General features: G+C 73.6%; 10 protein-coding genes. 6 read left to right on the forward strand and 4 right to left on the reverse strand.

All coding sequences use genetic code 11. The features are described from left to right. Positions 1 to 107 precede the first annotated feature (107 nt). Entirely contained in the window at positions 108 to 1,388 is a 1,281-nt protein-coding gene (gene clpX, locus ECOMGDLI_RS12450; RefSeq protein WP_088317153.1) for an ATP-dependent Clp protease ATP-binding subunit ClpX, read from the forward strand. A 69-nt stretch (positions 1,389 to 1,457) separates the two neighbouring features. Here the strand turns inward: clpX and ECOMGDLI_RS12455 are convergent, their stop codons facing one another. Continuing rightward, positions 1,458 to 2,519 (reverse strand): hypothetical protein, encoded by a 1,062-nt coding sequence (locus ECOMGDLI_RS12455; protein ID WP_088317154.1) that lies wholly within the window; start codon positions 2,517 to 2,519, stop codon positions 1,458 to 1,460. A gap of 110 nt (positions 2,520 to 2,629) precedes the next feature. Here ECOMGDLI_RS12455 and ECOMGDLI_RS12460 point away from each other — a divergent pair, with 110 nt between their 5' ends. From ECOMGDLI_RS12460 to ECOMGDLI_RS12470, 3 genes are all read left to right on the forward strand, one after another. Further along, positions 2,630 to 5,281 (forward strand): valine--tRNA ligase, encoded by a 2,652-nt coding sequence (locus ECOMGDLI_RS12460; protein ID WP_088317155.1) that lies wholly within the window; start codon positions 2,630 to 2,632, stop codon positions 5,279 to 5,281. 116 nt (positions 5,282 to 5,397) lie between these two features. Continuing rightward, positions 5,398 to 5,919, forward strand: coding sequence for a SigE family RNA polymerase sigma factor (locus tag ECOMGDLI_RS12465; RefSeq protein WP_088317156.1), 522 nt, complete (start codon positions 5,398 to 5,400; stop codon positions 5,917 to 5,919). Positions 5,920 to 6,052: 133 nt separating this feature from the next. Next, positions 6,053 to 6,574: a hypothetical protein gene (locus tag ECOMGDLI_RS12470; protein ID WP_088317157.1), complete on the forward strand. Its 522-nt coding sequence runs from the start codon at positions 6,053 to 6,055 to the stop codon at positions 6,572 to 6,574. A 41-nt stretch (positions 6,575 to 6,615) separates the two neighbouring features. On the opposite strand, the gene ECOMGDLI_RS12475 is transcribed toward ECOMGDLI_RS12470, so the two are convergent. The 3 genes from ECOMGDLI_RS12475 to ECOMGDLI_RS12485 all read right to left on the reverse strand — a co-directional run bounded on the left by ECOMGDLI_RS12475 (position 6,616) and on the right by ECOMGDLI_RS12485 (position 8,788). Further along, positions 6,616 to 7,038 (reverse strand): VOC family protein, encoded by a 423-nt coding sequence (locus ECOMGDLI_RS12475; RefSeq protein ID WP_088317158.1) that lies wholly within the window; start codon positions 7,036 to 7,038, stop codon positions 6,616 to 6,618. An 86-nt stretch (positions 7,039 to 7,124) separates the two neighbouring features. Beyond that, positions 7,125 to 7,574 carry an AraC family transcriptional regulator gene (locus ECOMGDLI_RS12480; protein ID WP_088317159.1) on the reverse strand — a complete coding sequence of 150 codons (450 nt, stop codon included), beginning with the start codon at positions 7,572 to 7,574 and terminating at the stop codon, positions 7,125 to 7,127. A 17-nt stretch (positions 7,575 to 7,591) separates the two neighbouring features. Beyond that, positions 7,592 to 8,788, reverse strand: coding sequence for an MFS transporter (locus ECOMGDLI_RS12485; protein ID WP_088317160.1), 1,197 nt, complete (start codon positions 8,786 to 8,788; stop codon positions 7,592 to 7,594). A gap of 349 nt (positions 8,789 to 9,137) precedes the next feature. Between ECOMGDLI_RS12485 and ileS the strand changes: the two genes are divergently transcribed. Together ileS and ECOMGDLI_RS12495 are read left to right on the forward strand one after the other, a co-directional pair. Further along, positions 9,138 to 12,323, forward strand: coding sequence for an isoleucine--tRNA ligase (ileS, locus tag ECOMGDLI_RS12490; protein ID WP_088317176.1), 3,186 nt, complete (start codon positions 9,138 to 9,140; stop codon positions 12,321 to 12,323). After that, positions 12,320 to 13,666 carry a folylpolyglutamate synthase/dihydrofolate synthase family protein gene (locus tag ECOMGDLI_RS12495; protein ID WP_198954798.1) on the forward strand — a complete coding sequence of 449 codons (1,347 nt, stop codon included), beginning with the start codon at positions 12,320 to 12,322 and terminating at the stop codon, positions 13,664 to 13,666. The genes ileS and ECOMGDLI_RS12495 overlap by 4 nt, the downstream gene beginning before the upstream one ends. The last annotated feature ends 9 nt before the right edge of the window (positions 13,667 to 13,675 follow it).

The raw sequence follows: 13,675 nt of genomic DNA on the forward strand, positions 1-13,675 counted from the left end.
GCTGACAGGGGGGCTCGGGTGGCGTTCAATGGATACGGGGCCGTTCCACGCACGAGACGCCGCCCGTATCTCGCGACACACCCGGCCCCCAGGAGGAAGGACACCTCGTGGCACGCATCGGTGACGGCCCCGATCTGCTGAAGTGCTCGTTCTGCGGCAAGAGCCAGAAGCAGGTCAAGAAGCTCATCGCCGGGCCGGGCGTCTACATCTGCGACGAGTGCATCGACCTCTGCAACGAGATCATCGAGGAAGAGCTCGCCGAGGCGAGCGAGCTGGGCCTGGTCGAGCTTCCCAAGCCCAAGGAGATCTTCGAGTTCCTCGAGCAGTACGTGGTCGGGCAGGAGTCGGCGAAGAAGAGCCTCGCCGTCGCGGTCTACAACCACTACAAGCGCATCCAGGCCGGCGAGCCGGCGCGCCGTGGTGAGGACCCGGTCGAGATCTCGAAGTCGAACATCCTGCTCATCGGCCCGACGGGCTGCGGCAAGACGTACCTCGCGCAGACGCTCGCCAAGATGCTCAACGTGCCCTTCGCGATCGCGGACGCCACCGCGCTCACCGAGGCCGGCTACGTCGGCGAGGACGTCGAGAACATCCTGCTCAAGCTCATCCAGGCCGCGGACTACGACGTCAAGAAGGCCGAGACGGGCATCATCTACATCGACGAGGTCGACAAGATCGCCCGCAAGAGCGAGAACCCGTCGATCACGCGCGACGTCTCCGGCGAGGGTGTCCAGCAGGCGCTGCTGAAGATCCTCGAGGGGACGACGGCGTCGGTGCCCCCGCAGGGCGGCCGCAAGCACCCGCACCAGGAGTTCATCCAGATCGACACGACGAACGTGCTGTTCATCGTGGGCGGGGCCTTCGCCGGCCTCGAGCAGATCATCCAGTCCCGGGTGGGCAAGCGCGGCATCGGCTTCGGCGCGACGCTGCACAGCCCGCGCGCGGACGCGGACTCCTACGGCGACGTCATGCCCGAGGACCTGCTGAAGTTCGGGCTCATCCCCGAGTTCATCGGCCGGCTCCCGGTCATCACCACGGTGACGAACCTGGACCGCGAGGCCCTCGTCTCGATCCTCACCGCGCCGAAGAACGCCCTGGTCAAGCAGTACCAGCGGATGTTCGAGATCGACGGCGTCGAGCTCGAGTTCACCGAGGACGCCCTCGAGGCGGTCGCCGACCAGGCGATCCTTCGCGGCACCGGCGCCCGTGGCCTGCGGGCGATCATGGAGGAGGTCCTCCTCCCCGTGATGTTCGACGTCCCGAGCCGGGACGACGTGGCGCGCGTCGTCGTCAACCGCGAGGTCGTGCTCAACAACGTGAACCCGACGCTCGTCCCGCGCGAGGCCCCGACCCGCAAGCCGCGCGAGCGGCGCGAGAAGTCGGCCTAGCACCCGGTCCACCGAGACGACGGGCCGCCCTGCAGACGCAGGGCGGCCCGTCGGCGTTCGTGGACCCGGCTACGGCGTGGCGCGCAGCTCCACCGCGGCCCGGGCCTCCCGGGCGAGCGTGAGCGCCGAGCCGCCCGTCGCGGTCACCGTGACGCTCACGACGGCGCCCGCGTCGACGGCGAGGCACATCGTCGTGCGGCCCTTGTGGACGCCGCAGCCGAACCAGCCGCCGAGCTCGCCGGGGTCGCGTTCGGTGAGGACGACGCCCGACTCCGCGACGGCGCGGGTGAAGCCGGCCCGCACGAGCTCGCGCTCGTCCGCCTCGAGCGGGTGCTGCGGGCGGCCGACGACGACGACCACCCGGGTGCCGGCCTTGCCGCCGTAGACGGCGAGGTCGGTGATCATCTGCCCGGCGCCGGAGCCGAGCAGCCCGGTCTGGGCCGCCCTGGCCTGGGCCGTGGCGCTCGCGGTCGTGATCCGGGTCATGCCGGCGACCGTGCGCGGGACGTGCACGCTCGTGCGCTCCCAGACGACCCGGTCCTCGTGCTCGAGGTAGCGGGGCACGCCGACGACCGCGCCGTAGCCGGCGGCCCCGGCGAGCAGCGCGGCGAGCACCGACGCGACGGCGACCCGGCCCGGGCGGCGGCGGGCCCGCCGGCCAAGCGTCACGTCCTGCGGCGGTGCCGGGAGCGGTCGCGGGGACGGCGCCCGCCATGCCGCGTCCTGCCCGGCGGGCGGTGCGGGGCGGCCGGACACCGGCGCCGCGGCGTGCGCGGTGAACGCGGGCACCGGGCGGCCGGGCACGCCGGCCGGGGGCACGGCCAACGAGGGCCCGGCGGACGAGGTCACGGACGCCGGGGGAGCGGCGGCCGGGGACCGGCCCGACGAGCTCCACGGCCGCTGGTCGCCGGGCGGCTGCACCGGCCGCTCGAAGACCGGCGGCAGGTTGGGCGGCGGGGCGGACAGCCGGCCCGCGGGCACGAAGGGTGCGTCGGGGCCGTCGTCCTCGGGGGCGAGGGTCTGCAGGGGCCGTGAGCGCTGCGCGGGGAGACGCCCCGCGACGGGGGCCTCGGCGGCCCGGCCGGGGCGGCCCTGCGGGAAGTAGTCGTACCCGGGCTCCGTGCGTGCCACCGGCGTCCACCTCCCCGCGCTCGACGTTCGTCCCCGCTCTCCTCGGCACGACGCGCCCCGACCTTGAGCCCGGTTCGGAGCACACCCCGAACCTCCGTAGGATTTCGGCCATGCCTTCGACCAGCCCCGACGCGACGACGCGCCCGACCACCAGCCTCCCGCCGAAGTTCGTCCCGGCCGAGGTAGAGGGGCCGCTGTACTCGGGCTGGGTATCGAAGGGCTACTTCACCGCCGACCCGGCCTCCGGGAAGCCGCCGTTCTGCATCGTCATCCCGCCGCCGAACGTCACGGGCAGCCTGCACATCGGGCACGCCCTCGACCACACGATCCAGGACTCGGTGATCCGCCGCCGCCGGATGCAGGGCTTCGACGCCCTGTGGCTGCCCGGCATGGACCACGCCGGCATCGCGACCCAGAACGTCGTCGAGCGCGGCCTGCGCGCGGAGGGCAAGACCCGTCACGACCTCGGCCGCGAGGACTTCGTCGCGAAGGTCTGGGAGTGGAAGGAGGAGTCGGGCGGCACGATCCTCGGCCAGATGAAGCGCCTCGGCGACTCCGTCGACTGGAGCCGCGAGCGCTTCACGATGGACCCGGTGCTCTCGCGCGCCGTCCAGACCATCTTCAAGCGGCTCTACGACGACGACCTCATCTACCGCGCCGAGCGCATCATCAACTGGTGCCCGCGCTGCCACACCGCGCTGTCGGACATCGAGGTCGAGCACCACGAGGACGAGGGCGAGCTCGTCGAGCTCGTCTACGGCGACCCGGCCGGCGACGACCGGATCGTCGTCGCGACGACCCGGGTCGAGACGATGCTCGGCGACACCGCGATCGCGGTGAGCCCCGGTGACGAGCGCTACGCCCACCTCGTCGGGCGCGACGTCGAGCTGCCGCTCACCGGTCGCCGGATCCCCGTCGTCGCCGACGACCACGTCGACCCGGAGTTCGGCACCGGCGCGGTCAAGGTCACCCCCGCGCACGACCCGAACGACTTCGAGATCGGCCAGCGGCACGACCTGCCGATGCTCGACATCATGACCAACGAGGCCGTCATCGCGAACACGGGCACGCGCTTCGACGGGCTCGACCGGTTCGCCGCCCGGGTCGCCGTCCGGGAGGCCCTCGCCGAGCTCGGCCGGGTCGGCGCCGAGAAGCGGCCGTACGTGCACGCCGTCGGGCACTGCTCGCGGTGCGACACGGTCGTCGAGCCGCGGCTGAGCAAGCAGTGGTTCGTCAACGTCGCGCCGCTGGCGAAGGCCTCCGGGGACGCCGTGCGCGACGGCCGGGTGAAGATCCACCCGAAGGAGCTCGAGCCGCGCTGGTTCGGCTGGGTCGACAACATGCACGACTGGTGCATCTCGCGGCAGCTGTGGTGGGGGCACCGGATCCCGGTCTGGTACGGCCCGGACGGCGAGGTCCGCTGCGTCGGCCCGGACGACGAGGCGCCCACCGGCGAGGGCTGGACCCAGGACCCCGACGTCCTCGACACGTGGTTCTCCAGCGCGCTGTGGCCGTTCTCGACCCTCGGCTGGCCGGACGACACCGCCGACCTCGAGCGGTACTACCCGACGAGCGTCCTCGTGACGGGCTACGACATCCTCTTCTTCTGGGTCGCCCGGATGATGATGTTCGGCCTCTACGCGATGGACGGCCGGCAGCCGTTCGACGTCGTCGCCCTGCACGGCCTGGTCCGCGACCAGTTCGGCAAGAAGATGTCGAAGTCCCGCGGCAACGTCGTCGACCCGATCGAGTGGATGGACAAGTACGGCGCCGACGCGCTGCGCTTCACCCTCGCCCGGGGCGCCAACCCCGGCTCGGACCAGGCGATCAGCGAGGACTGGGCCGCGGGCAGCCGCAACTTCTGCACGAAGCTGTGGAACGCCACCCGGTTCGCGCTGCTCAACGGCGCGACCGTCGAGGGCGACCTGCCGCCGGCGGCCGAGCAGTCCGTCGTCGACCGCTGGATCCTCTCCCGGCTCGCGACCGTCACCGCCCAGGTCGACGCCGGGTACGAGGACTTCCAGTTCGCCAAGACCACCGAGGCGCTCTACCACTTCGTGTGGGACGAGGTCTGCGACTGGTACCTGGAGCTCGCCAAGCTCCCGCTCGCCGAGGAGGGTTCGGCCGCGCAGGTGACCCGGCGCGTCCTCGGTGAGGTGTTCGACGTCGTCCTGCGCCTGCTGCACCCCGTGACGCCGTTCGTCACCGAGGCGCTGTGGACCGAGCTCACCGGCGGCGAGTCGCTCGTCGTCGCGGCCTGGCCGCAGGTCGACCCGGCCCGCGCGACGGCCCCGCTCGACCCCGCCGCCGAGGCAGAGGTCGCCGACCTGCAGCGCCTCGTCACCGAGGTCCGGCGGTTCCGCGCCGAGCAGGGGCTGCGGCCCGGCAAGCGGGTCCCGGGCCGGCTGAGCGGTCTCGAGGCGACGGGTCTCGCGGCGCACGAGGGCGAGATCCGGGCGCTGTCGACGCTCGACCCGGCGGACGCCGGCTTCACGCCGTCCGCGAAGCTCGCGGCCGGCGCGGTCACGGTCGAGCTCGACCTCATCGGCGCGATCGACGTCGCCGCCGAGCGCAAGCGGCTCGAGAAGGACCTCGCCACCGCCCGCAAGGAGGCCGACGCCGCGCAGGCCAAGCTCGGCAACGAGCAGTTCCTCGCGAAGGCCCCGGCGGACGTCGTCGCGAAGATCGAGGGCCGCCTCGCCGCCGCCCGCGCCGACGTCGAGCGGCTCGACGCCCAGCTCGGAGCCCTCCCGGTCGCCTGACCGGACGAACGGCACGGACGACGGGGCCCGCGGGGAAACCTCCGCGGGCCCCGTCGCGTGTGGTGGGGTGAGGACGGCGCCCGCACGCGGAGCCGCGGGCGGTCAGGGGCGTCGGCATGGGTGACGGGACGGTCGAGGACTTCGACGCGTACGTCCGCGCGAGCGGCCCCCGGCTCGCCCGGCTGGCGTTCCTGCTCACCGGCGACCACGACACCGCGGAGGACCTGCTCCAGACCGCCTACGCCAAGGTGCTGCCGCGCTGGCGCCAGGTGAGCACGTACGAGGACCCCGACGCGTACCTGCGGCGGGTCATGGTGAACACCCGGACGTCGTGGTGGCGCAGGCACCGCGGTCGCGAGTCGTCCTGGGCGCAGGTGCCGGACGCCGCCGGTCGCGGGGACGTCGCCGACGACGAGGCCGTGCTCGACGAGGTGCTCGCGGCGCTGCGCCGGCTGCCGCGGCGCCAGCAGGTGGCCGTCGTCCTGCGGCACTACTGCGACCTGTCCGAGGCGGAGACGGCCGCGGTCATGGGCATCTCGGTCGGCGGCGTGAAGAGCACGACGAGCAAGGGGCTCACGGCGCTGCGCGCCGTGCTGCGCACCGACCCGACGGCGACGAGCGAGGAGGCGGCCCGATGAGCACCGACGACCTGGTGCACGACACCCCGGACGACCTCGGGCGGGCCCTGGACCTGCTCGCGCGCCGGGCCGACCGGCAGGCCCCCTCCGACCGGCTGCCCGCCGGTGGACGGCGGCCCTCGCGGCCGCGGTCGTGCTCGCCGTCGCGGGCGGCGGCGCGCTCGTCGACGGCGTGGCGCGCTCGGACCGGGGGAGCGGCCCGGCGGTCACGCCCACCCAGGCGCCGAACGGGCTCTTCGACGTCGTCCAGGTCACCGACCCGGTCGTCGTCGGGGCCGCGGCCGGGCCCTACGCCGGCACGGGCGCCCGGGTCGTCGTCGTCGACATCGTCGTCGACGGGGCGGTGCCGGGCACCGCCCCCGCGGGCGCCGCCGAGGGATCGGGGTCGTCGGAGGACCCGACGCCGTTCGCCGTCCGGGTCGAGCAGCCGGGCCTGGGGTTCCAGGGCAGCGGCGACGCGCCGCGGTGCCCGCCCGGCGCGCCCCTGGTCGACGTCACCGCGCGCGAGTCCGTGACACTCGTCTACGGCCCGGACTTCCCGGACGCGACGGCCGACGTGATCGTCACCCTGACGGCCTGCGCCCCGGTCGGCGCGGTGACCCGGGGCATCACCGTCCGGGTGCCGCCACCGACGACGGCGCCGCCGACCGGCTGACCGGTCGACGACGCCGTCACCTGCTGCCGTGCGGCCGGGCCTCAGCCCATCGGCGTCCGCTGCGACACCCGGACCGTGTTGCCGGACGGGTCGCGGAAGCCGAAGTCGATGCCGTAGGGCTGCTCCGTCGGCTTGTCGGTGAACTCGACGCCCTTGGCGGCGAGAGCGTCGTAGGTCGCGTAGGCGTCCTCGGTCGTGAAGAAGAGCGCGCCCGCGAACCCCTTGCCCATGAGCTGGGTGACCTCGGCGCGGGTCGCGTCGTCCATGACCGGCGCCCCGGGGATCGCCATGAGCACGACGGCGCAGCCGGACGAGCCCTTCGGTCCGACGGTCAGCCACCGGAAGTTGCCCATCTCGGGCACGGTGACGTCCTCCTTGACCTCGAAACCGACCTTCTCGGTCCAGAAGGCGAGCGCCTCGTCCTGGTCGTGCACCCAGAGCTGCGTGGTCGAGAGCGTGAGCATGTGCGTGAGCCTCCATCGTCGTTCGGTCGTCGTGGTGTGTGACGACCGTAGGCGCGGACGGCGGCCCGGGTCTTCTCCGTTCGTGCTCAGTCCCGGGGCGGGTCGGTCGGCTCCCCGGGCCCGTCGTCCGGACGGCCGCGGACCGGCCGTCCGTAGGCACGCAGCACGCACCCGGGGATCGGCACGAGCGCCGCGGCCGGCGGGAAGAACTCGCGGTACGCGGTCGGGGTGCGCCCGTACGCCGCCGTGAAGCTCGTCGTGAACGACCCGACGCTCGTCAGGCCGACCGCGACGCAGATGTCGGCGACGGACCAGTCGGTGCTGCGCAGCAGCGTCGCCGCCCGCTCGAGCCGGCGGGTCAGCAGGTAGGCGTGCGGCGACTCCCCGAAGGCACGCTTGAAGGCCCGGCTGAAGTGCGCCCGGGACAGGTGCGCCGCCGCGGCGAGGTCGTCGACGGTGAGCGGCTCGGTGTACCGCGCGTCGGCGAGGTCGCGGGCCCGCACGAGATGGCGCACGGGCGGCGTCGGGCTCGTCACGACGTCAGGGTAGGTGGTCAGACCGACGGTCTCGCGCGCACCGAGGCGACGGTGAGGAGCACGGCGGCGGCGACGGCCCCCGCGGCCGCGACGGTCAGGGACGCCGACATCGCCCGGTGGTACACGGGCAGCAGCACGAGCGGGGCGATCGCCGACCCGAGGAACTGCCACGACAGCGTCATCGACGTCGCGCCACCCCGGTTCTCGGGCGTGCTCGTCACGGCGAGGGTGTTGACGACGACCCGGGCCGCCGTCGACGCCGCACCCGCCGTGGCGACGGCGGCGACGAGCATCCACACCGCCGGCACGACCCCCGCGGCGGCCGTGACCGCGGCGAAGACGAGCAGGGCGGTGACCCCGGCCCGGCCGAGCCCGAACCGGTCGGCGAGCCGGCCGAGGACCCGGCCGGTGGCCAGCCCCGCGACGCCGAAGGACGCGATGACCAGGCCGCGGGCGTCCGGGCCGAGCCCGAACCGGTCGCCGCCGAGGAGCGCGACGAGCACCATGAGGCCCGTCGTCGACAGGTAGAGGCCGAACGCGACGGCGCAGGCGAGCGCGAGCGGCCGGTTCGCGAGCGCCTTGTAGCGGCCCCAGGCGGTGAGGGTGCCGGCCGCCCCCGGCTCGGCGGGCGCGGCGTCCGACGGCGGCACGAACGCCAGCCCGGCCGCGGCGAGCGCGCTCGCGACGAACGCCCAGCGGTAGTCGAAGGCCGCCGCCCCGCCGCCGACGAGCGGCGCGAACGCCTGCCCGGCGGCCTGCATGCTCGCGTACCACCCGAGCGAGCGGCTGAGCCGCTCGCGCGGGACGGCGTCCGAGATCGCCGCGACGAGCAGCGGGGACGTGAACGCGTTCGCCGCGCCCTGCAGGGCCCGGCCGCCGAGGAACAGGCCCGCGGTCGGGGCGAGCGCGCAGCCGAGCGAGGCGACGGCGTAGACGACGTAGGCGCCCCGCACGGTCCGTGCCCGGCCCCAGGACTCCGCGAGCGTGCCGGAGACGAGCATGATCCCGGCGAACGGGATGAGGTAGGCGGTGAGCGCCCAGGCGGCCGTCGAGAGCGACGTGTCGAGCCCGGAGGCGAGCTCGGGGAGCATCGGGGTGACCATCGCGCCGCCGAACGGGCCGAGGAAGCCGCCGATGTAGAACGCCCACATCCGCCGTGGGGCCGGTGCGCCGGCGCCGGGGGCGTGGGAGCGGCCCTCGGCGGTGTCGGTCACCGGATCAGGGTAGGCAGCGGCACCGGGCCGCGGCGCGCGGGGATATCGGTTCGGACGACGCGCGCACGGCGTCTACCATGGGGCGCACAGGCGTCGACCCGGCCATCACCGGCGAGCCTCCGGAAGAACGGGACGTCCGCCTCCCGCCCGCGGGTCGGCAGGCGTCCTCACTAGAACCGGACGGAACCGGCCCGTCAGCCGGCGAACGAGCGGTCGCCGCTCCTGGTCGTGAGGCCGGGACGGCGGCAAGCGAGGTGGTACCGCGGTGCCGTCCGGCCGGTCCGGGCGCGTCGTCCTCGCACGGAGCACCGGTGACGGTGCGGACGAGCGCGACGCGGAAGGCACGACGATGACGTACCCCAAGGCCACCCACGCCGCGGGCGAGAAGCCCGGCGCGGTGCCCACGAGCCCGAGCTTCCCGCGCGTGGAGGAGTCGGTCCGCGCGTACTGGGACGCCGACGACACGTTCGTCGCGAGCGTCGAGGCGCGCGAGGCGGGCACGGACGGCGCGAACGAGTTCGTCTTCTACGACGGCCCGCCCTTCGCCAACGGGCTGCCGCACTACGGCCACCTGCTCACCGGCTACGTCAAGGACGTCGTCCCCCGCTACGAGACGATGCGCGGCCGCCGCGTCGAGCGCCGGTTCGGCTGGGACTGCCACGGCCTGCCCGCCGAGGTCGAGGCGGAGAAGCAGCTCGGCATCACCCACAAGAACGAGATCGACGCGATGGGCGTCGCGGCGTTCAACTCCGTCTGCGAGTCCTCGGTGCTCAAGTACACCAAGGACTGGGAGGAGTACGTCCACCGCCAGGCCCGCTGGGTGGACTTCGAGAACGACTACAAGACGCTCGACCTGGACTACATGGAATCCGTCATGTGGGCCTTCAAGACGTTGTGGGACAAGGGCTACGTCTACGAGGGCTTCCGGGTGCTGGCGTACTGCTGGCGGTGCGAGACGCCGCTGAGCAACACCGAGACCCGGATGGACGACGTCTACCGGCAGCGCCAGGACCCGGCGGTCACCGTCGGCCTCACGCTGACGAGCGGCCCGTACGCCGGTGCGAAGGCGCTCATCTGGACGACGACGCCGTGGACGCTGCCGAGCAACCTCGCGATGGCCGTCCACCCGGACCTCGACTACGTCGTCGTCACCGGCCGCCCCGCGGACGGTGACCGCCCGGCCGACCCCGACACGTACGTCCTCGCCGAGGCCCGCCTGGGCCACTACGCGCGCGAGCTCGGGGACGACGCCGCCGACCGGGTCACGGCCCGGTTCAAGGGGGCCGCGCTCGTCGGCTCGACGTACACCCCGCCGTTCGCGTTCTTCGCCGGCCGCGAGAACGCGCACCAGGTGCTGCCCGCCGACTACGTGACGACGGACGACGGCACCGGCGTCGTGCACATCGCGCCCGCGTTCGGCGAGGAGGACAAGGTCGTCACGGACGCCGCCGGGATCGAGCCGGTCGTGCCCGTGGACAGCCAGGGCCGGTTCACCGCCGAGGTGCCGCCGTACGCCGGCGTGCAGGTCTTCGACGCGAACAAGCTCGTCGTCGCCGACCTCAAGGCCGCGGGCTCGCTGCTGCGCCAGGAGACCTACGACCACCCGTACCCGCACTGCTGGCGCTGCGACAACCCCTTGATCTACAAGGCGGTCTCGTCGTGGTTCGTCCGCGTGACGCAGTTCCGCGACCGGATGGTCGAGCTCAACCAGCAGATCCGCTGGGTGCCCGACCACATCAAGGACGGCTCCTTCGGCAAGTGGCTCGCGAACGCGCGCGACTGGTCGATCAGCCGCAACCGCTACTGGGGCAGCCCGATCCCGGTCTGGGTCAGCGACGACCCGACGTACCCGCGCACCGACGTCTACGGCTCGCTCGCCGAGCTGGAGCGCGACTTCGGCGTGGAGGTCACCGACCTGCACCGGCCGTTCGTCGACGACCTGACGCGGCCGAACCCGGACGACCCGACGGGCCGCTCGACGATGCGGCGCGTGCCCGAGGTGCTCGACTGCTGGTTCGAGTCCGGCTCGATGCCGTTCGCCCAGGTGCACTACCCCTTCGAGAACGCGGACTGGTTCGAGCACCACTACCCGGGCGACTTCATCGTCGAGTACATCGGCCAGACCCGCGGCTGGTTCTACACGCTCCACGTGCTCGCGACGGCGCTGTTCGACCGGCCCGCGTTCGCCACGTGCGTGAGCCACGGGATCCTCCTGGGCGACGACGGCCGCAAGATGAGCAAGAGCCTGAAGAACTACCCGGACGTCCGCGACGTGTTCGACCGCGACGGCTCCGACGCCATGCGCTGGTTCCTCATGTCGAGCCCGGTGCTGCGCGGCGGCAACCTCATCGTCACCGAGCAGGGCATCCGGGACGGCGTCCGGCAGGTCATGATCCCGCTGTGGAACGTGTGGTCCTTCTACGCGCTCTACGCCAACTCGGCGAACGGCGGGGCGGGCTACGACGCGACGTGGCGCACCGACTCCACGGACGTGCTCGACCGCTACGTCCTGGCGAAGACGCACGACCTCGTCGGCACCGTGACCGCGCAGATGGACGACTACGACATCGCCGGCGCGTGCCAGAGCGTCCGTGAGTTCGTCGACGTCCTGACGAACTGGTACGTCCGGCGCTCGCGGGAGCGGTTCTGGCGCGAGGACACCGACGCGTTCGACACCCTGTTCACGGTGCTCGAGACGACGTGCCGGGTCGCCGCGCCGCTGCTGCCGCTGGTCACCGAGGACGTCTGGCGCGGGCTCACGGGGGAGCGGTCGGTGCACCTCACCGACTGGCCGGACGCCGCGGCGCTGCCCGCGGACGACGCGCTCGTCGCGGCGATGGACCGCGCCCGGGACGTCGCCTCGACGACCCTCGGCCTGCGCAAGGCGCAGTCGCTGCGGGTCCGGCAGCCGCTGCGCTCGCTGACCGTCGTCACCGCGGAACCGGCTGCGCTGCAGTCGTTCTCGGCCGTCGTCGCGGACGAGGTGAACGTCAAGGAGGTGCGCCTGCTCGCGCTCGACGCCCCCGAGGCGGCGCAGGTCGGCGTCTCGCAGCGGCTCACCGTCAACGCCCGGGCCGCCGGTCCGCGCCTCGGCAAGGGCGTGCAGGACGTCATCCGGGCGAGCAAGACCGGCGACTGGACGGCGGACGACGCGGGGTCGGTCGTCTGCGGCGGGGTGCCGCTCGTCGAGGGCGAGTACACCCTCGAGACGGTCGTCGCCGACGACGACGGCTCGGCGCACCGTGCGGTGGCGGTCCTGCCCGGCGGCGGGTTCGTCGTCCTCGACACCGAGGTCGACGACGAGCTCGCGGCCGAGGGCTGGGCGCGGGACGTCGTCCGCGAGGTGCAGGACGCCCGTAAGGCGGCCGGGCTGCACGTCTCGGACGCGATCCGGCTGCGCCTGACCGTCCCGGCCGACCGGCAGGAGTGGGCCGCGCGGCACCTCGACCTCGTCACGGGCGAGACCCTGGCCCGCGAGGTCGAGGTCGCGGCGTCCGGCGACACCCTCGTCGTCGTCGTGGAGCGGCTCGCGTGACGCGCACCGCGCAGGAGGCGTACGCCGAGATCCTCGGCCGGGCGCCCGAGCACGACCTCGTACCGAGCCTGGACCGGATCGCCGCCGTCTGCGAGATGCTCGGCGACCCGCAGCGGTCGTTCCGGGTCGTCCACCTCACGGGGACGAACGGCAAGACGTCGACGACGCGGATGGTCGAGCGGCTGCTCCGCGAGCACGGCCTGCGGACGGGGCGGTTCGTGAGCCCGCACCTCACGGACGTCCGGGAGCGGATCGCCCTCGACGGCGAGCCGCTCTCCCCGGAGCGGTTCGTCGAGGTCTACGAGGAGGTCCTGCCGTACGTCGAGGTCGTCGACGCGCGCTCGGCGCAGACCGGCGAGCCGCGGATGACGTTCTTCGAGGTGCTCGTCGCCATGGCCTACGCGGCCTTCGCGGACGCCCCGGTCGACGTCGCCGTCGTCGAGGTCGGCATGGGCGGTGCGTGGGACGCGACGAACGTCGCGGACGGCGAGGTCTCGGTCGTCATGCCGATCGCCGTCGACCACGAGCGCTTCCTCGGGCACGACGTCGCGACGATCGCCGGCGAGAAGGCCGGGATCATCAAGAAGGGCGCGACCGCCGTCCTCGCCCAGCAGCCCGTCGAGGCCGCCGAGGCGCTCCTGCGCCGGGCCGGCGAGGTCGGCGCCCGGGTCGCCCGCGAGGGCCTGGAGTTCGGCGTCGTCCACCGCGACGTCGCCGTCGGCGGCCAGCTCGTCACGCTCTCCGGCCTCGCCGGCACCTACGAGGACGTCTACCTGCCGCTGCACGGCGAGCACCAGGCGCACAACGCGGCCTGCGCGCTCGCCGCCGTCGAGGCGTTCCTCGGGGCCGACTCGGAGCAGGCACCCGACGGTCTCGACCGGGACGTCGTCCGGGCCGGGTTCGCCGGGGTCGACTCGCCGGGCCGGCTCGAGGTCGTCCGGCGCGGCCCGACCGTGCTCGTCGACGCCGCGCACAACCCGGCCGGGGCCGCCGTCCTCGTCGACGCGATGCGCGAGGCGTTCACCTTCACCAAGCTCGTCGGCGTCGTCGGCGTGCTCCAGGAGAAGGACGCCGACGGCATCCTCGGTGCGCTCGAGCCGATCCTCGACGAGATCGTCGTCACCCAGTCGTCGTCGCCGCGCGCGATCCCCGCCGAGGAGCTCGGCGAGCTCGCCGAGGAGATCTTCGGCGAGGAGCGGGTGCACGTGCGGCCGCGGCTCGACGACGCCCTCGACGACGCGATCGGGATCGTCGAGGCCGGCGGCGCCGTCGGCGGGGGAGTGCTCGCGACCGGCTCGGTGACGATGGCCGCCGACGTGCGCACCCTGTTCAAGGTGCGGTAGGCAGGTCCG

This window comes from Kineosporia sp. R_H_3, from assembly GCF_002198675.1.
Lineage (GTDB): Bacteria > Actinomycetota > Actinomycetes > Actinomycetales > Kineosporiaceae > R-H-3.